Genomic DNA, 18,514 nt, shown 5'->3' on the forward strand with positions numbered 1-18,514 from the left:
GGCCGCGGCCACTCGTGCGCGCTGGACCGCGACGGCGCCATCACCTGCTGGGGCGTCCTTTTAGCGCCGGCCGCCGGGTAGGAACCCGAGCCGACCGAAGTGCCGGCCTGCTTGTGGCCGCGGCCCGCCAGCGAAGCGCGAGCGGGCGGTCGTCCGCTCGCAGGAGGACCCTCGCACGGCCACCAGCACCTACGACTCGCCAGCGGTCCGCAAGGAGGCGGTCGTGCGTGCGCCGCGTGGCCCGGGATCGCCCGTTCGGCGCGCCCGACAGGACCGCTTGCGAAGTCCTGTCTATCACACGCTCTACTTGTCTAAAGAATTCTCGTAGACACTGATAGACTTTCTAGCGTAGATCCCGTCCAGAACCCGTACTCCCCCGGCGCCGGGCAGCGGCCACCCGAACTGGCCGGCCGCGAGTCCGAGTTGGCCATGTTCGAGGTGGTGCTCGATCGGATTGCCGCGGGACGCGCTGAGCGTGGTGTCCTCCTGACGGGACTGCGAGGCGTCGGCAAGACCGTGCTGTTGGAGGAGTTCCGCTCGTCTGCCGACCGGCGCGGCTGGGTGTCGGCCTTCATCGAGGCCGACTCGGACCGACCGTTTCGCCTCCTGGCGAGCAAGGCATTGACGAGTTCGCTCCGCGCCACGTCGCTGCGGCACCGAACCTCCGCTCGACTCCGAAGCGCCCTCCGGGCGTTCAAGTCATTCTCGTTGCAGGCGTCGGCCGACGGCTCGATCGGCATAGGCATCGATGTTGATCCGCTGGACGGGCGCGCCGACTCGGGCGACCTCGAGCTGGATCTTTCCGAACTGCTGACCGACCTGGGCGAAGCTGCAGCCGACTTCGGCGCCGGTGTGCTGTTGCTCGTCGATGAGCTTCAGGAAGTCCCTCGATCCGATATCGCCGCGTTGGCGGGGGCCGCGCACCGCACGGATCGTCTCCGGCTCCCCGTGGCTGTCTGCGGCGCCGGCCTTCCCAACCTGCCTGCCCTGCTCACCGAGGCCAAGACGTACGCGGAGAGGCTGTTCGCCTACCGCAGAATCGGGACGCTCACTCGATCGGAGGCCGCAGACGCGCTCCGGCTCCCTGCTGAGGCTCTGGCCGTCACCTGGCAGCCCGACGGGCTCGATCACGCCGTCGACGCCGCCGAGGGCTACCCGTACTTCCTGCAAGTCTTCGGGAAACAGATCTGGGACGGTGCTCCGGGCCCCAACGTGATCGCCGACGACGACGCCCGCGTCGGCGTCCTGGCGGCGCAGGGCGAACTCCGGGACAGCTTCTACGGGCCGCGATGGGAACGGGCCACCCCGGCCCAGAAGGCCTACCTCAGTGCGATGGCCGCCGAGGAGACAGCCGACGGCACGGTGCCGAGCGGGCACGTCGCCGCCCGGGTCGGCAAGTCGCACAGGGAATTGAGCACCAGCCGCGACCACCTGATCCGTCGCGGCCTCGTCTATGCCCCCGCACGCGGCCTCGTGGCCTTCACCGTTCCCGGGATGGCTTCATTCATCAGAGACAACACAAGGTGACCCAGCGACCCTCCGCGACGAGACGCGCCAGCGTGTCGCCCGGTTCAGGAAGCGGTGACAGGTAGGCCACCGGCACGCCCCGGACCGTGACCCTGTACGTCTCGCCCTGCGCGACCAGCCGCAGCCACCGGCTGGCGTGCTGGCGAAGTTCGCGCACACCGATCGACTCCATGAGCTACACGATGGCATCAAGGTGAGGCCGCCCGGGGCCTGTCTCCCCCTTGGCAGACCGAAGTCCCCGCTCGTCGGCGGAGGACACCACTGCCGTGGGGCACTTCAGTGGATGGTGCGGCCGCCGTCGACGGGTAGGGCCTGACCCGTGATGAACGAGGCGTCGTCGCTGGCCAGATAGGCGATGGCGGCGGCGATCTCGGCGGGTTCTCCGAGCCGCTCGATCAGGTAGCCCTCGATCGTTCGCGCCCGGCGCGCCTCGGGGTCGTCGGAGGCGGCCACCACTGCGGCGATCATCGGGGTGTTCACCGATCCGGGGCACACGGCGTTGACCCGGATGCCGTCTGTGGCGTGGTCCTTGGCCAGCGACTGCGTGAGGGTGATGACGCCACCCTTGGAGGTGGCGTAGGACACCATGCCGACGAGGCCGCGCAGTCCGGCGAAGGAGCTGAGGTTCACGATCGCCCCGCCGCCTCTGCGGCGCATGTGGGGAATGGCGGCGCGGCAACCCAGGAACACGCCGGTGAGGTTCACGTCCAGCACGCGGTGCCACTGCTCGAGGCTGGTGTCCACGGCGTTGCCGATTCCCAGGATCCCGGCACTGTTGACGAGCACGTCGAGGCGCCCGGAGGTCTCGACGATGGTGTCCAACGCGGCGGTCCAGTGCGCCTCGACGGTCACGTCCACCTCGACGGCCGGGTGGCCGGCCGGCGGCTCCAGCCCCGGCAGCACGGCGGACCAGACAGTCGCCCCCTCGGCCGCCAGCCGCGCCACCGTGGCGCCGCCGATGCCGCCCTCGGCACCGCTCACGACGGCCACCTTCCCCTCGAACCTGCGCATCCCCGTCATCCCGCAGACGCTAGCGACGCGGCTCGGAGGTGCGGCTCAAAGGGGCTGCTCAGTGCAGGGCGATGCCGCCGGTGATGTCGAACTCGGCGCCCGTGGCGTAGCTGCTGGCGTCGCTGAGCAGCCAGACGATGATCTCCGCCACCTCCTGCGGCTCGCCGAGACGGCCCAGCGGGATCATCTCACGCTCGGCCACCTCGATGAGCGCCGGGTCGGTCTGCTCGGTGAGCATGCGGGTGCGCATCGCTCCGGGGCAGACCGTGTTGACGAGGATCCCGTCGGCCGCCCCGAAGTTGGCGAACATCTTGGTCATCACCGCCACAGCCCCCTTGGTGGTCTCGTACAGCAGCGAGGTGGTGGTGAACCCGCCCTCGTAGACGCCGGTGGAGGTGACGTTCACGACCCGCCCCCAGCCGCGGGTGGCCATGTCGGCCATGGCGGCGCGCATCAGCAGCAGCGGCGCCCGGGCGTTGATGTGGTACACGAAGTCGAACCGCTCGCCGGTGATCTCCTCCAGCGGCGTGCGGAACAGCACGGCGGCGGCGTTCACCAATGCGTCCACCCGCCCGAAGTGCGCCACCGCCTGCGGCACCACGGACTCCACCTGATCGGCGTCACCCAGGTCCACGACGATGCCGTGCGCCTCGGCGCCCAGCGCCCGCACATCGCTCAGCGTCCCCTCCAGGGCGTCGGTGCGATTGTCCACCAGGGCGAGCCGGTAGCCGCCCCGCTCGGCCAGGATGCGGGCCGCGGCGCCGGCCAGACCGCCGCCCGCCCCGGTGAGGAGCGCCACCCGCTCGGGTCCACTCGAGTCGCTCATCGTTGCCTCCTGTTCGGTCGTTCTAAGCAGCCCCGGCTCGGCACGGTCGGCCCACCGGTCCAGAGCGGGCGCTCTCTCACTCGAGAACTCATCCTCGCCGCGTTCCTTCCTCGAACTCGGACCGTGCAAGCTTCGCACGGGTAGCGGCGACGGCTTCGGCGTCAATCGCGCCTCCGGTATTCGGGAGTTGCGCTCGCCGCCGCACCGCGAGGCCGGTGTGGAAGACTGCTGAGGTTCGACGTCGACCCTGGGGCCGCGGAAGCGACATGACGATCTCTGGTGTCTCGAGTCGGCTCGGCACCATAACGCGGCCTCGTTGTGTCGGTTGTGGCGGAGGGGTCGGGGCATGGTCGGGATGGTGAGGCAGGCTGTCGCCGCCGAGGGGCTCGCGCGGGGCCAGCGGCTCGTGTTGCCGGGCGAGGCAGGGGTCGTCGTGCTTCGAGGGATCGAACGGCGAGCTGACGGTGTGGACCTGTTCGTCGCTGACGGCGACGCTGTTCGCGAAGTGTCGCTCACACAGGCTCGCGTCGAACAGATCCGGGTGGTCACCCAGGACGGTGCAGCGGCACCCGAGGTGGTACTGGCTGGGTTGTGGAACGAGTGGATGCTGAGCGCGGTCCGCTCGGCCGGCTCTACGGTGCTGGCGTCCACCACGTTGCGGCCGTTGCCGCATCAGATGGCGGCAGTGTACGGAAAGATGATCACCCAGCCGCTGCTGCGGTTCCTGCTGGCCGATGAGCCCGGCACAGGCAAGACCGTCATGTCTGGACTGTGGCTGCGGGAGGCGCAGCGCAAGGGCCTGGTAAAGCGGGCCCTGGTGGTCTGCCCGGCGCATCTGGCGATCAAGTGGAGGGCCGACTTCGAGAGGTTCTTCGGCGGAGGGCTGAGGGAGGTGACCGCGGAGACCGTCCGCCAGCGAGCCCTGTCGGTGCCGGGCGAGGACCTGTGGGTAGTGTCGCTGAACCTGGCCGCGGTGAATCCGACGGTGCGCGAGGCGCTGCATCCCGACAAGGCGGGATGGGACGCCATCATCTTTGACGAGGCGCACCGTATGACGCCAACAGCCGAGACGCTTTACAGGGTGGGCAGGGAGCTGTCCGCGAAGGTTCCCCACGCGGTGTTCCTGACCGCGACTCCCCATCGGGGTGACGAGTGGTACTTCCGGGAGTTGCTGCACCTTGTCGACCCCGACGTGTTCCCGACGAGCCGGGCACCTGACAGCGGCCTGCCCAAGCGTCCGCGCCCTGACAGCGGCCTGCCCAAGCGTCCGCGCCCTGACAGCGGCAAGCCCCGGGCCGGCGCGCCGTTGAAGCCGGGGCCGCTGCATTTCCTGAGACGCATGAAGGAGGAGCTAGTCGACTACGACTCGCGCAGCCTGCTGTTCAAGGCACGCGAGGCGCAGAACATCAGGGTGCCGATGAACTCCGACGAGCAGCGCTTCTATGACTGGGCGCAGGAGTTGGTGGCCGAGTACTTCCATGAGCGTGGCCGTGCCCTCGCCGCCATGGTGTACGGCAAGCGGTCCGCTTCCTCGTTGTATGCGCTGAGAGAGACACTGCGGCGACGCTTGGCCAAGATGGGCACCGCGGACGTGCTCGGCGGTGAGGACGATCCCGACGATGAAGACGAGCGAGAGGAGCGGGTCGTTGCCGCAGGCTCGGTCAACGCCCGCGAGGAGAAGAAAGCCATCGACTCGCTGTTGGCTGAACTGCAACCGCTGCTCGGGTCCGGCTCCGGGCAGTTGACGCTCGGCGACCTGGACGTCTCCAAGTGGGCACCGATGCTGAAGTGCCTGCGCGGCAACGGCGTCGCTGCCGGCTCAGGTCAGCAACTCGTGGTGTTCACCGAGTACGCGGACACCGCCAAGTGGCTGGTGCGCATGTTCATTGCTGAGGGCTTCGCCGCCGAGGAGTATTCCGGCACCTTGGACCACGCCGAGCGGGCGGCTATCCAGGCGCGGTTCATGGACGGCGGTTTCGAGGTGATCGTCTCCACCGACGCCGGCAACGAGGGAATCGACCTGCAGGCCGCGCACGTGCTCGTGAACTGGGACATCCCGTGGTCGCTGGTGCGCCTGGAGCAGCGGATGGGCCGCATCCACCGCATCGGCCAGCAGCACAAGGTCAACCTCTACAACCTCGTCGCGCTCGGCACCCGAGAGGGACAGGCTCACGAGAAGCTGCTGGATCGGCTCATAGAGGCAGCCAACGAACTCGACGGCAAGATGTTCGACAGCCTCAACGCCATCATGGAGCGCATCCGCACCGGCGCCGGCGCCTACGAGCCCGAGAGACTGCTTCGGCTCTTCTACGATACCGACTCCGGCGCATCGGTCGGCGGAGACTGGCCGACGCTGGAGCAGATACGGCAGGCCCGTGACGACTACTACGCCGAGGTGCGTGCGCTGAGCACCAGAGTCGACGAAGCAGCCGCCAATGCCGCCTGCCACGACGACCACACCGCCCGCGTGAATCCGATCATCGTCGAGCTCTTCCTAGTCCGCATCGCAGACGGCGGACTGCTGCGACGCAGCCGCGCTCCCGTAGACGACGAGGGCTTCTACTACCTGACGGCCTCACAAGCTGAGCACGGCTGGCAACTCCCCGAAGCGCTGCACCCCAGCGACGGCAGCGCCCTTGTCGCCACCCGAGCCGACACCCGCCACAAGGCGATCGCCGGCGGCCGCAAGCGCGCCGCGGACGCGGTGATGCTCGGACCGAGCGACCCTGGACTTGCAGCGCTCATCGGTAGCCTGCGCGAACGGGTCAACCCGGAGATGTGGCAGGGCGCGACCCTCTACGACGAGAGCGCCCGCGATGACTGCACTCTGTTCGTCTACGAATGCGACATCGCCGAGGGCTCCGACAGCACGGACCCCCGGCACCGTGAACGCACCAGCACGGCGTCATGGCTCATACGCGTCGACGGCACCGGCTCGGCGCGTCCGGTGTCATGGGACACGCTGCCAAACCTCGCCGCTGCGCCCGACCTGGCACCCGTCCCGCTCTCAATCGAGACCGCCGAGACCGCCGAGACCGCGGCCGTCCGAGCGGCCGACGCCGAACGCGACCGGCGCGCCACCATGCTTGACGGCTGGGTCAAGCAACTCTCCAACCAACTGCGGCGCCTGCCGAACGACCTCACCGACCAGATCCCCGACGCCAAGCGCAGGACAACAGCCCGAGCACGCATCGAATCGACCATCCGCCACCGACTGAACGACGCCAAGACCGCCGCGCGAGTCACACGAGGTGAGCCTCGGCGCGTCGGATGGGCACACATCGTCGCCTCCGCCGCACGCGACGAACCCGAAGAGGCCGCGGACGAACAAGCTGCCAGCGAAGCGGTGTCGATGCGCCTGGTCGCAGACCTCCTCGAGGGCGACAGCTGGCACGTCGAAGACGTGCACACCCAAGGCCGCGGCTACGACCTACACGCCGTGCGAGGGGCCGAGCAGAGATGCGTCGAGGTCAAAGGGCGCGCAGGTCGAGCGTCCGCCACCGGCATCGCCCTCACCGGAGGCGAACTCGCGCAGGCCGCACAACTCGGAGACGATTACTGGCTGTATGTGGTGGACCAATGCGCCGACGGCACCGGAAACCTCTACGGCGCGTGGCAGAACCCGATCCAGACGTTCCAAGGAGGCTTCACCGGCGTCCGGCTGTGGCGACTGCCCGGCAGCGAACTCAAAGCCGCCCTCGGCAAGCAGGGCGACATCTCGTGATCAGGTTCCCGCAGCCTTCACGCTTGCGCCTGCTACAGTCGTCTCGGTGACGCAAGGGCATCAGAGGATGCAGGCGGCACTGCCCAGCTTTCGACGCCCGCCCGTTGTCGAGATGGTGATCGGCGCGCAGATGGTCGGCGCGGTGCCTCACTCACTTCAGGCCTTGGGCAAGTTCGCGGCCGCCCTCGCGGCTGAGGGTCTGTCGGTGCAGGAGGCGATGCCCGCTGTGAAGGTTCGCCCCGAGCGCGCCGACCCTGCTGAGACGCCTGTCGGAGCCTCGCTGGATGTTTTGCTCGGCTCAGGGGCTCCGCCTGTGCGACACATGATGCGCAACGCTGCGGGCGACGAGATGGTGCAGGTGCAAACAGACTGGATCGCGGTCAACTGGCGCAAGGCGTCCCAAGACGCGGAGTATCCGCGCTGGCCGCGCCGCTGGGACACGTTCGAGCGCCGTGCTCGGCTCGCGGAGACTTGTTTCGGCGGCGGCGACTTCCGGTTCGGGGGCGTCGAGGTCACCTACCTGAACCACATCGAGTTGGACGACGCTGCGGCGCTGCACAGACACCCCGCTCGGGCGCTGTCGTTCCTGGCCGCGGACGATGAGTTCACTGACGGCTTTCTGGGCCCCGCCGAGCGTTGTCACGCCGGTCTGGACTTTCGAATCGGCCAGTCCGGATGCGACACACCAGCAGGCTGGCTGAGCGTTTCGGCCAGTCCCGCGTGGCACGAGAAGCGCCTGCATCCGCTCTTGGTTCTGACGCTGACGGCGAGAGGCAACCCGAGGTCGCCTTCGTTGGAGGGCGTTCGAGAGTTCGCCCATCTCGCGCGGGAGTGGATCGTGCGCGCCTTCGCGGATCTGACCACGCTGGAGATGCACGCCGAATGGGAACGCGAGGACGGAGAGTCCGACAAGGGAGCCGCACCGTGACGATCGCAGAGTCGCATTCTGGAAGCCGTCTGCTGAGTACGAGTTGGCCAGTCACAGCAGCTTACGGGCCGACATCGGGATTCTTGGCCGACGAGGCCCTGCATTTCGCGAACGGCCCGGCCCTCACTCGGGTCGCCGCGGCCCCGGAGCGACCGCAACCGCCCGTGCTGTCGGCCGGCTGGGCATACGGCACGCTGCGTGAGATGGAGTCGCTGGGCGACGACTGGGACGGTCATGGCGCCCTGGCACCTTCTGGCGAGGCGTTGACTCGCGCCCACGAGTTCCTCGTCACCGTGGAGACTTGGCCTCCTCGCGCGCTGCGCCCGGACGTGATGGCTTCGACGGAAGGGGGAGTCCTGGTCGAGTGGGACGCGGACGGCGCCGAGATCATCATCGAGTTCCCTTCCCGGGGCTGCGTGAACGTGTACCTCAAGACGGCCCGGATCGAGGCAGAGGGACCGGTCCGAGATCACCTCGCCGACTTGTCCGAGGCGCTGTCCCACATTGTCCGCCTGACCTGATGCAACTGCTGGCGTGCTGCAAGACCCCTGTGATGTCTTCGAAGACGATCCGACCGTTCTTGACTCCGACGTCCTGTACCGGATGGTTCGCTACGACACCGTTCATTGGGATGGCGAGACCGCGGTGCGGGCGCGGACGAATGCGTTCCAGGATCAGCCTCCTTTACGGGCACAGCAAATGGGATACCCGGCCGTAGCGCTCTCGGTGTATCTCGGTTCGGTCCTCCAGCGCGACGGAATCGATCCGGCGAGTTTGGTGGAGGACGGCCGCTGGCGGGGCGGATACGGAGTCGCGAGCATCACCGCAGGGCAAGCCCGCCTCGAAGGCCAGGGCGTGGCACGAGATCCACTGCCGGACAGCCCCGCCCACTGCCTCGTGTTCGCACGGTCAGGCCGCAAGAAGACGAACGGTCAGAGCAAGGCACTCGCTCGCCATTCGGTCATCGTGGTGCCGCCTCCCCGATCAGCGAGCGCAAGGTGACTCGGCGCGCTTGCCGTGTGAGCAGGCGGAAAGGCCGAGACGACGGAGCCGTCTCATGACCACACGGATGATCGAACGATGGTTCCCCTGCGGCGAGGTGTCTTATCAGTGCGCTGGAAGGGGCTGGGGTAGCGGGTTCGCCGAGAAGAGCCTGTTCACCTGGTTCGCGTCGCGCCCGCTGGCTCAGGCGAAAGCGGCCGTCGTGTGCTCGCTGCTGCCCTGGCCCGACGACGAGCACAAGGACGAGCAGGAGCGTCTGAAGCGCCTGGTTCGCGGAGCGATGCAGGGCTACGACGCCAGCAACAGCGAGCTGCGCAAGGAGCTGGCGAAGCACTACCCGGACGGTGCCAGTATGTGTGATCCGTTCTCGGGACGGGCCATGATCCCCCTTGAAGCCGCCCGGCTCGGCGTGCGGTCGTGGGGCATCGACTACTCGCCGGTGGCGACCCTCGCGGGCAAGCTGCTGGCCGAGTATCCGCTGCGCGACTGGGACTGCGAGCCCGGCCTGCCCTTTGACGGCTACCCAGACCACGAAGCTCGACATTTCACCGAGCCGCGGCTGCTTCGCGACGTGCGCTTCGTGCTCGACCTAGTGGGGCAGCGCTACGAGGACGCGATGGGCGAGTTCTACCCGGTCGTGAACGGCAAACGCCCTTGGGGTTACGTGTGGGCGGTCACGCTGCCCTGCACCAACTGCGGCAACCGGTTCCCGCTCACCGGCAGCCTCGAACTTCGCAGACCCAGACCCGCCAAGGCCGGCAGACACCCAAAGCCCGCCGATCCAGGCCAGTCCTATCGGATCGTCGCAGATGCGTCAACGGGTCGGTTCCACACCGAGGTTCACGACGGGCCGCCTGAGGGCGCGCCGACGCTTGTCAAGACCCCCGGCCGCAGGGGCAAGACCGGCGTTTGCTGCTTCTGCTCCAACCCTCATCCCCTCGACACCCTCAAGCGGATGATGCGCGACGGCCTGAAGGACGACGCCATGCTCGCGGTCGCCGACTGCGACGACTCCGTCGGCAAGGGCTACCGGGCGCCAGCAGCGGCCGATCTCGACGCCATTGTGCCGGTAGCGGCTGCGTTGGCAACAGAACCTCCCTTCGGACGCGGTTTGCCCGCAGTCCCGACCGAGCGACTCGATCCCGGCCTGTCGGCGTTCATCGGCCCGGCCGGTTACGGCTACCGATCCTGGGGCGAGTTGTGCAACGCCCGCCAGACGCTCGGGTTCGTGCGGTTGGCCCGCATCATCGACGGCCTGCACGGGGAGCTAGTGGCGGGAGGAGCAAGCATCGAGTACGCCGCGGCGCTCGCCAGCTATGGGAGCTCCAATCTCGCAAGGCGCATGAAATACAGCAGTCGGAGCGCGACACTTCAGATACCGGAGCAAGCAGTTGGCCATATTTTCTTCAATGACTCTGGGATTTCGCACAGCTTCGACTATTTCGAGACTGGCTGCGGGAAGGGTCCTGGTACGTGGGCTTCCTTCGCCACGCAGACGGTTCGCTACATGGGGAGACAGGTCGCGCGAAACGCAGGACGTAGCGCCACGATCCAGCGCGGCACAGCAACCGAGTTGCCGCTGCCGGACGGCTCTCTTGATGCGGTGATGACCGACCCGCCCTACGACGCCATGATCAACTACTGCGACTCGTCGGACTTGATGTATGTCTGGCTGAAGCGGGCACTGCGGTCAGCGCATCCCTGGTTCGGGGCCACGACCGATCCTCACGGCCTGCAGGAGAAGACCGAGGAGGCGGTCATCAGGTTCGGCTCGGTCGGAGACGACCACCGCAGCGAGGCCAACTACCGGTCGTGCATTACCAAGGCATTCGAGCAGGCGCGCCGAAAGGTCACTGCTGACGGGGTGGTGACCATCGTGTTCGGCCACGGCGACCCCGACGCATGGGCGAGGGTGCTGACAGCGGTCTCCGACGCGGGCCTGGTGCTTACGGGGTCGTGGCCGTGCAGCACCGAGAAGGGAGGCAAGCAGACCGGCGAGTACATCGACAACACGATCGTGATGGCTTGCCGCGCCGGTGCCGCGGACCGCCCTGTGGGCGATGTGCGATACGTGGACGACGCGGTGCGGGCGGAGATCGCGAATCGTGTGCCGGCATGGACCGCAGACGGGCTGGCCGACTCGGACCAGCGGATGGCGGCGATTGCCCCGGCGATGGAGGTTGTGGGCCGCTACTGCGAGGTACGCGACTTCACGGGCGCCCCGGTGCCGATACAGCACTTCCTGGGGTTGGCGCACAAGGCCGTGGAGGAGGCCGCCGATGTGCGCATTGACAAGTTCCGTCTCGCCGACTTCGATGAGCGCACCCGCTTCGCGCTGTCTTGGGCGCGCCAGCACGGCAGGCGGGTGGCAGCGGGCTCCGAGGCGCGGTGGCAGCGGCTGTCATACGACATGACCGAGAAGGATGTGGGCGGCATCATCCAAAAGGTCAAGGGCGGGCCGAGGCTGGCCTTCGGGGATGAGATCGCCGACAAGCTTGACCTGCATGCCAACAGCGCCGTCGTAGACATCGCGCTAGCGGTAGCAGCCGAGGGCCGCGCCCTGGCGGAGATCGCCGAGGCGTTGCATGCGCTGGACCGCGAGAACGACGAGATGCTGTGGGCGGCGATGGCGGCACTGGCCCGCGCCGTCGGCGAAGGCGACCGCGACGGGCAGACCTGGACGTGGGTGGTGCGGCAACGAAACCTCATCTGTGACCGTGCGCTGCGCGCCCGCGACGCGCAGGAGCGAGAACGGGAGCGCATGACCTCAGAGGCGGCGCAAGGCACGATCTTCTAGCAGAGAGAGGACGAGTCCATGTCCAGCACAAGCGCGCCGTGGTGGGAAGTCATCGCACTACGCGACGAGGTCACAGCCAGCGACGGCGCAATCGACGATGTGCAGATGTCGCTTCACGACGCCGTGTTCGGCAGGCAGGGAGTCGGTGCGGGGCGCACCCCTTACGCCGACGCCAGCTACTACGGCGACATAACCCATCCGACGGGGAACCTTGTGGAATTGATGGCGCGTGTCGCGGTGCGCCTCGGAGTGCCGGGCTCGACTCGGACGAGCGCCATGTGGCGGCTGAACCAGGCGATGGGCGGCGGCAAGTCGCACGGTCTCATCGGCTTATGGCATCTCGCCGCGCACCCCGAGACGCTGGCTCTCTGCGACCTCGGCAGGAAGGTGATGTCGTCTGCGGAGGACATCGCCGGGCGGGGACAGGTGCGCGCCGACCTCGGCAACCCGATTTGCGTTGTTCTGGACTGCGACAACACCACCGCCGCCGAGGAAGACTTTGGACCGGCCAACCGGCTCGGGGAGCGGTTCCTGTGGCGTCTCTTCGACAAAGACGGACACCGCTACGACAAGTTCAAGGCGCACATCACCAGCAAGGCCAAGATGGCCGAGGCGCTGAGCAGCGTCGACCGACCCGTGCTGGTGTTGATCGACGAGATCATGGACTACGTCAGGGTCACCGCGGCCGCAAACCCCGACGGCGCGGTGCTGGACATGGCCTTCCTGAGGGTGCTGCTCGATGTGGTCAACGATGTGCCCAACTGCGTCGCGGTGGTGGTGATGATCGCCTCGGACAAAGACGACATGGCCATGAACCGCGAGGGCGAGAAGCACCGCGCCGAGATGGAGGCCCTGCTGACCCGCAACGCTCGCACCACCTCTGTCACCGGTGGAGGCGACTTCGCGGAGATAATCCGACGCCGCCTGTTCGCCACCCGAGCGCCGGTGGACGCCGCGCGCGCCACAGCGGAACGGTTCCTCACTGGCATGAGCGCCTCATGGCAGGCCAAGGTGATCAAGAAGCTCCGCGGCTACAGCGACTCGGAGTTCCGCCGGCGCGTCGAGCGCTGCTACCCGTTCCACCCCGACCTCATGGCGCTGGCCGAGGACGAATGGGCACAGCACGCCGGGTTCCAGCGGGTGCGTTCCATCATCAGGGTCTTCGCATCCGCGGCGCACGAGCAGGCGAGCCGTGCCACCGCGGGCGAGTGGGCACCCGAACTCATCGACACCGGTGACCTGCCGTTGCAGTCCAACCTGCTGCGGGAGTCGCTGCTCAGCTCGGGCCTTGTCGCCGACGACAAGACCCAGGCGAACCTGCGCGAGGTCGCCAGCGTGGACATCATCGACCCGCACAACCCCGAGCGGGGAGCGGCCCGCCGCCTCGACACAGTCCGGGACGAAAGTTGGACGCTGCACAACCCAAGGCCAGCTGAGCGTATGGCCACCGCGCTGTTCCTTCGGTCGCTCTGCCCCCGCGCCAACGGCGCGCGCGGTGCCGCCGAGCCGGAGCTGCTAGCCGCTTCGTTCGTTCCTGGAGGCAGCTACGGTCCCGGTGATGCCGAGGCAGTAGCCACTCAGCTTCTTGAGACCGACGACGGTCTGGCGTCGGTTGACGTGCTGCCCGGCCGCGGCGGCGCTGCGAGGCGGTGGGTGTTCGAGACACGCAAGACCCTCGCGATGCTCACCCGCGCCGAGAAGAAGACTGTAAGCGAAGCCGACCGCGATGCGGCAGTCACCGAGCGAGCCTTCGAAATCGCCGCCTCGGGGCCCTTCGACAAGATCGTGACGGTGGCTGGCGGCGCGATCCAAGCCGACGAAGTCACCACAGAAGACTGCCGCGGGGTGCTCGAGCAGGCAGGCGTTGACGACAAGCATCAGACCAGGCTAGTGGTGCTCGACTCCCGCTGGTTCTCCCTGTTCAACGGCAACGACTCCGCCACCCGCGAGTCTCTGCAGTCAGCGATGGGCGTCGGCCCAGATCCGATGAGCGTTCAATGGGCATCATCAGCGGTTTTCGCGTGCTCCCACACCGCGGTGCGGCAACAGGCCCGAGGCCTTGCAGCCGAATGGCTGGCCCGTGAACGAGTCGCCTCGCTTCCCGCGGTTCAAGCCGACGACGACATGGGAAAGCGGGCACGCGAAGAAGCCGATGAAGCCAAGAAGCGCCTCGACAAGATGGTGCGCCAGTGCTATAAGCACATCGTCTATCTCGCCCCAAAGGGCGAACATCAACGCGACATTGCCTTCCTGCGGCTCCGCAAGGACACCCAGAGCGCCCTCAGCGGGGCAGACGTCTGGGGCGAACTGCGCGAAGAGCGCAAGGCGTTCCGCGAAGGCGAGTTCGACCGCGGTGTGCTGCTGCACAACTTCAAAGACAACGACTACGGCCGACCATTGTCAGAGATGCGCGACAGCTTCTGGTCGAGCCCCCACAAGCCGCTACTGTTCTCCGGAGCCGGCGAACTGCGCGACGCCCTCTTCGACGCCATCAAGAGCGGAGACTTGGAACTCATCGGACCGAGCGGCGAGCTCCATGAGGTCCACACCGGCGGCGACATCAACCTCTCGTCGTACAGCATCAGAATCCACAGGGCCACCTGCCCCGCCTGCGGCAAGCCCTCACGAGAATGCGAGGGTCATCCCACCTGCCAGGAATGCCAACGGCCCGTAGACGCCTGTATCTGCGTCGAGCCCGGGCCAGAGCCGAAACCCCCACCTTTAGCGGCCCCGACGGCCCCGGCCAAGAGGCACTGGCAGATCACCCTCAACATCAATACCGCGCTCCACCCCGACGCCGCCTCCGAAGAGTTCGTCCATCTCCTGCGCGAACTCACCAACCGCATCGACGACGGCATCGTCGAACACATCACCCAGACGACCATGGTCACCATCACCGGCGAACAAGCCGACGCCGATAGGCTCGAAGCCCTCGCCAAAGAAGCCGGAACCAGTGTAAACGTCACCCCCATATGAGGCGCAGATGACTCCAAGGCCGCCTTGGTCGCGGCGAAAGAACCCTGAGAGTCTGGAGAGATTCTTCGCTCTGCGAGCGGGAATACCTAATGGGCTACTGAACTCCCTGCTGGACTTTGTGGCGCAATATTTTACAATCGATTATTCCGTAAGGATTGAACGCACAGAGCACCTGGCACGCTTGACTGAGCGCACGCTTCCACGAGACTGTTCGAGTCTATTGAACTTGTTCTGCCAGGACGAGGAACTCCTTCTGGACGCGATCGATCATGCGCTACGCTATCCCGACGTGCGGCAACGGGATACCTACATCGAGCACAACCCCCACGATTCAGCGCGAACGCTGAAGTCTCACTTGGCCGATGCCCGCAGTGTCTACGATGTGTTTCACATCAAGGACCTTGAATACGAACTCGGTTACCGTCAGCCGTCAGAAATCACAACCCTAATCGAGGATGTTGTATCCAGTCGCACAAGAGCGGCTGAACACCTGCAGCGAGCTTGGTCACTGGCCTTCTCACGCGACCCCGAACTTAACTCTGCATGTGTGGAGGCCGCAAAAGCTATCGAAGCAGCTGCCAGAGACACAATTGAACCAAACAATTCGAGAGCGACTCTTGGCACAATGATTGCGGCAATGAAAGCCAAGCCCATGAAATGGACCACAGATCTGACCTCCCCAGACCTCGATGGGATAGAAATAGTCATCAACCTGATGACTACAGTCTGGAAGGGCCATCTCCGACACGGAAACCCCAATGAACCGCTTGACGTAACAGGACAACGATGCGAGATGATCGTTCATACGGCGGCACTCCTCGTCCACTGGTTCTCGTCGGGGCGAGTGAAGCAGGCGTGAAACCGGAGCTTCGGTTCTCAGCGATGAGTGATTCCGGCGAGAGGCACCCCGTTGGATGAGCTTCCGGGCGATGCTGTTGGCAATAGACGGTTGGCAATTCTCTACCAACACGCTCGGTTCACCCCTCCAGAGCGGACTACGTCAGCCCAAGAGATCATCCTCTCCAGAGTGCTCCCACGGCTCTGGGGACGGCCGGTCAGCCCCAAGGGGCGGGGATGGGCAGGTCGGTGACCGACAGCAGGCCCGGGCGCGCGGCCACGACGTGGGGGATGAGGTTGACCAGCACGGCCATCGTGGTGGCCTGGGGGTTGAAGCCGGGGCGGACGACGGCGTGCAGGTTCGGGTCGCCGATGACATTGTAGGAGTCCTCGGGGGCCAGGCCGATGGAGGCCAAGTCGACGTGGCCGAGGAACGTGGCCTGGAACCACGGCTCGTCGCCGTCGACGGTGTAGCCCGAGGTGACCTGCTTGAATCCCGCGGACTGGCCCGGGGCGATCGGCACGGCCACGGTGTCGATGGCTTCGGTCGCCGGGATCGGATCGATCGTCTCACCGAAGCGATCCACGCTGGTGTCGAAGCGCCGGGCGAAGGTACGCATGGTGTGCGGGTAGCCGATGTGGCCGTAGATGCGCCCGGCCGCCACGCCGGCGGCGTGCTCGTCGGGGTCGAAGCCGAGCCCGAGGCGCCGCTGCACCGTGTGGCTGAAGCCCGACAGGTCCACCACCCGGCGCACCTCGATACGGTCCACGCGGCAGGCCGCGCCAGTCAGCGCCAAGCCCAGCACTTCGTAGATGTAGCCGGGGTTGGCCCCGGCGCCTATGACGGTGACGCCGGCCGCGCGGGCTCTGGCGTCGATGTCGGCGGAGAAGTCGGGATCGATCGCCCAGGCGTAGCCCATCTCCTCGGCGGTGCACATGACGTTCAGCCCGGCGTCCACCCCGGCGGCGATCTCGTCGGCGACCTCGGCGACGAACGAGGTCGTGGCGATGAGCAGCACGTCGGCGGGCACCGCCAGCGCCGTCTCCCGATCGGTCACGGTCACGCCGATCGGCTCCCCGGTCGCCAACTCGCCGATGTCGGATCCCACCAGGGCGGGATTGCGGCTGCAGGCCGCCACCACGTCCCCGCCATGCCGGCCGAGGACCAGCCGGGCGACGTTCCGCCCCACGCCGCCGACGCCGCACAACACGAGTCGGATCTCACTCATCGCGCACCTCGCAACCACTCCGGGCAGGGAGTCGCCGCTACAGCTGCAGCGAACCCGGCACCATGTCCCGACCGCGTCCCCGCGACACTAACCCCGCCGCGATGAGGCGTCGACGAAACACCCTGCCCCGAGCCGCCGGTCGGGAGCTGAGTGCCGGGCTCAGCGACCGACTCTCCCGCTCAGTGTCCCTCGACCAGTTCCAGGAAGTCCTCGCAGGAGAGCACAGGTATGTCGTACTCGCGGGCCTTGCGGGCCTTGGTCGACTGCGAGAGCGGGTCGGCAGCGACAAGGAGAGCGCACTTGCGGGTCACGCCAGCGACCGGCACCAGCCCGGCAGCGGAGGCGGCGCCCTCGAGCGCATCCCGCGCGATCACCCTGCCGTCGATTCTGCCAGTGCCGGTGAAGCAGACGCGCTGTCCGGGCACGAGCCCACGACGGGCGGACCGGTTGTCGGGAGACTCAGATCCTCGAACGCAAGATCGAGCGAACGGGCGACTCTTCTCGCCAGGTCGGCCTCAGTCGAAGGCCGCTCCGATCCGCTCGAACTCACCTCTCAGCATCCTGAGATCGAAGTGAATGTTGTGGGCCACGATGACCGAGCCGTTCAGCCGCGCTGCGATATCCCGTGCCAGATCCGCGAACCGCGGCGCCGCCTGCAGCATGGCCGGAGTGATCCCGTGGACATGCACTGGTCCGGGATCCCGACCGGGCTGCACGAGCGTGTCGAACTCGTCCACCACCTCACCGGCGACGACGGTCAGAAGAGCGATCTCGACGATCCTGTCCGACCGGGCGAAGCCGGTGGTCTCGGTGTCGAGAACGGCGAAACGCTCCATCCGGGCACCCGGTTTGATCATTCTCCGTCCTCGCTTCCGGGATTGGGTTGCTTGGCGAGCGCGGAGGCCATGAGGCCCGAAGGCACCGCGACGATGCCCAGGCCGAACAACACGAGCACCATCGCTAGGAGCTTGCCGCCTACGGTCGTCGGCGCGTAGCCCTCGGCGCCGGAGGTCATGGAGGCCACCGCCCAATAGGTGCATTCGAAGATGTTGCCGTAGTGGGGATTCACCTCGTGCTCGAACTCGTAGATGCCGTAGGAGGCGAGAAAGGTCAGCACCGCGGTGGCGCCCATATAGATGGTCAGCTCGTCGCGGATGTCGGTGAACGCCGCCTTGAAGCGGTCGATGGCGCTGCTGAGCCGCACCAGCTTGAGGACGCGCACGGCCCGCAGGATCCGCAGAATCTTGACTGAGCGAAGCCCCACGAGGCCCGGAGCCCCTGCCAGCACGGCCAGCAGGTCCACCAGCCCGAAGAACGAGAACATGTATCTGCGCCGCGGCCGAGCGGCGACCAGCCGAGCCGCGTACTCCAGGCAGAACACCACCCAGATCGCCAAATCCGCCGTCCGGAGCCAATGGAAGGCAGTCGAGGAGCGATCGACAGTGGTCTCGGCCACCAGAACTCCGATGGAGGCCAGGACCACCAGCGCCAGCCCGCCCTCGACGAGGCGCCCGCGGCGCGTGGCGATGTCGAACGGATCCCGGAGAATCCGCCCGGACATCAAGCCGGATCCCCAGGCGCCTGCACGGCGCGCCAAAGTAGCAGGGGGTTGTGACACTCCTCTGGGCGAAAGCGCCCCAGGGAGACGGGCACACAG

General features: G+C 67.1%; 15 protein-coding genes. 8 read left to right on the plus strand and 7 right to left on the minus strand.

Annotated features, from left to right (window positions below; all coding sequences use genetic code 11):
* Positions 1-402 precede the first annotated feature (402 nt).
* The gene (locus OXG55_15675; protein MCY4104674.1) at positions 403-1,527 is read left to right on the plus strand and encodes an ATP-binding protein; all 1,125 of its coding nucleotides are present in this window, start codon (positions 403-405) and stop codon (positions 1,525-1,527) included.
* On the opposite strand, the gene OXG55_15680 is transcribed toward OXG55_15675, so the two are convergent.
* The 3 genes from OXG55_15680 to OXG55_15690 form a co-directional block, all read right to left on the minus strand.
* Entirely contained in the window at positions 1,508-1,699 is a 192-nt protein-coding gene (locus OXG55_15680) for a type II toxin-antitoxin system prevent-host-death family antitoxin (GenBank protein ID MCY4104675.1), read from the minus strand. The two genes, OXG55_15675 and OXG55_15680, sit on opposite strands and share 20 nt — an antisense overlap.
* Before the next feature lie 104 nt (positions 1,700-1,803).
* On the minus strand, positions 1,804-2,547 hold the full coding sequence (locus tag OXG55_15685; protein ID MCY4104676.1) for an SDR family oxidoreductase: 744 nt from the start codon (positions 2,545-2,547) through the stop codon (positions 1,804-1,806).
* A 49-nt stretch (positions 2,548-2,596) separates the two neighbouring features.
* On the minus strand, positions 2,597-3,364 hold the full coding sequence (locus tag OXG55_15690; protein ID MCY4104677.1) for an SDR family NAD(P)-dependent oxidoreductase: 768 nt from the start codon (positions 3,362-3,364) through the stop codon (positions 2,597-2,599).
* Positions 3,365-3,710: 346 nt separating this feature from the next.
* On the opposite strand from OXG55_15690, the gene OXG55_15695 reads away from it, so the two are divergent.
* From OXG55_15695 to OXG55_15725, 7 genes are all read left to right on the plus strand, one after another.
* A complete protein-coding gene (locus OXG55_15695) occupies positions 3,711-7,088 on the plus strand; it encodes a helicase-related protein (GenBank protein ID MCY4104678.1) in 3,378 nt (1,125 codons plus the stop codon).
* A 67-nt stretch (positions 7,089-7,155) separates the two neighbouring features.
* Positions 7,156-8,016, plus strand: a complete 861-nt coding sequence (locus OXG55_15700; protein ID MCY4104679.1) for a hypothetical protein — start codon at positions 7,156-7,158, stop codon at positions 8,014-8,016.
* Complete coding sequence (locus tag OXG55_15705; GenBank protein MCY4104680.1) at positions 8,013-8,537, plus strand: hypothetical protein; 525 nt, start codon at positions 8,013-8,015, stop codon at positions 8,535-8,537. The genes OXG55_15700 and OXG55_15705 overlap by 4 nt, the downstream gene beginning before the upstream one ends.
* A gap of 13 nt (positions 8,538-8,550) precedes the next feature.
* A complete protein-coding gene (locus tag OXG55_15710; GenBank protein MCY4104681.1) occupies positions 8,551-9,018 on the plus strand; it encodes a hypothetical protein in 468 nt (155 codons plus the stop codon).
* A 55-nt stretch (positions 9,019-9,073) separates the two neighbouring features.
* The gene (locus tag OXG55_15715; GenBank protein MCY4104682.1) at positions 9,074-11,815 is read left to right on the plus strand and encodes a DUF1156 domain-containing protein; all 2,742 of its coding nucleotides are present in this window, start codon (positions 9,074-9,076) and stop codon (positions 11,813-11,815) included.
* 18 nt (positions 11,816-11,833) lie between these two features.
* Entirely contained in the window at positions 11,834-14,791 is a 2,958-nt protein-coding gene (locus tag OXG55_15720; GenBank protein MCY4104683.1) for a DUF499 domain-containing protein, read from the plus strand.
* A 226-nt stretch (positions 14,792-15,017) separates the two neighbouring features.
* Complete coding sequence (locus OXG55_15725) at positions 15,018-15,650, plus strand: hypothetical protein (GenBank protein ID MCY4104684.1); 633 nt, start codon at positions 15,018-15,020, stop codon at positions 15,648-15,650.
* A gap of 196 nt (positions 15,651-15,846) precedes the next feature.
* Here the strand turns inward: OXG55_15725 and OXG55_15730 are convergent, their stop codons facing one another.
* From OXG55_15730 to OXG55_15745, 4 genes are all read right to left on the minus strand, one after another.
* Positions 15,847-16,857, minus strand: a complete 1,011-nt coding sequence (locus OXG55_15730) for an NADP-binding protein (GenBank protein ID MCY4104685.1) — start codon at positions 16,855-16,857, stop codon at positions 15,847-15,849.
* Between the two features lie 179 nt (positions 16,858-17,036).
* Positions 17,037-17,282 (minus strand): hypothetical protein, encoded by a 246-nt coding sequence (locus tag OXG55_15735; GenBank protein MCY4104686.1) that lies wholly within the window; start codon positions 17,280-17,282, stop codon positions 17,037-17,039.
* A gap of 90 nt (positions 17,283-17,372) precedes the next feature.
* Entirely contained in the window at positions 17,373-17,714 is a 342-nt protein-coding gene (locus tag OXG55_15740; GenBank protein ID MCY4104687.1) for an exonuclease domain-containing protein, read from the minus strand.
* Complete coding sequence (locus OXG55_15745) at positions 17,711-18,418, minus strand: ion transporter (protein MCY4104688.1); 708 nt, start codon at positions 18,416-18,418, stop codon at positions 17,711-17,713. Before OXG55_15745 ends, OXG55_15740 begins: the two co-directional genes overlap by 4 nt.
* Positions 18,419-18,514: the final 96 nt, after the last annotated feature.

Source organism: bacterium (assembly GCA_026708055.1).
Taxonomy (GTDB): Bacteria; Actinomycetota; Acidimicrobiia; order Acidimicrobiales; family CATQHL01; genus VXNF01.

What these genes read in the sequence shown, in the direction of transcription:
- OXG55_15680 (MCY4104675.1), bottom strand. Translation starts at nt 1,699, where the DNA reads ATGGAGTCGATCGGTGTGCGCGAACTTCGCCAGCACGCCAGCCGGTGG.
- OXG55_15685 (MCY4104676.1), bottom strand. Translation starts at nt 2,547, where the DNA reads ATGACGGGGATGCGCAGGTTCGAGGGGAAGGTGGCCGTCGTGAGCGGT.
- OXG55_15690 (MCY4104677.1), bottom strand. Translation starts at nt 3,364, where the DNA reads ATGAGCGACTCGAGTGGACCCGAGCGGGTGGCGCTCCTCACCGGGGCG.
- OXG55_15695 (MCY4104678.1), top strand. Translation starts at nt 3,711, where the DNA reads ATGGTCGGGATGGTGAGGCAGGCTGTCGCCGCCGAGGGGCTCGCGCGG.
- OXG55_15700 (MCY4104679.1), top strand. Translation starts at nt 7,156, where the DNA reads ATGCAGGCGGCACTGCCCAGCTTTCGACGCCCGCCCGTTGTCGAGATG.
- OXG55_15715 (MCY4104682.1), top strand. Translation starts at nt 9,074, where the DNA reads ATGACCACACGGATGATCGAACGATGGTTCCCCTGCGGCGAGGTGTCT.
- OXG55_15720 (MCY4104683.1), top strand. Translation starts at nt 11,834, where the DNA reads ATGTCCAGCACAAGCGCGCCGTGGTGGGAAGTCATCGCACTACGCGAC.
- OXG55_15730 (MCY4104685.1), bottom strand. Translation starts at nt 16,857, where the DNA reads ATGAGTGAGATCCGACTCGTGTTGTGCGGCGTCGGCGGCGTGGGGCGG.
- OXG55_15740 (MCY4104687.1), bottom strand. Translation starts at nt 17,714, where the DNA reads ATGATCAAACCGGGTGCCCGGATGGAGCGTTTCGCCGTTCTCGACACC.
- OXG55_15745 (MCY4104688.1), bottom strand. Translation starts at nt 18,418, where the DNA reads ATGTCCGGGCGGATTCTCCGGGATCCGTTCGACATCGCCACGCGCCGC.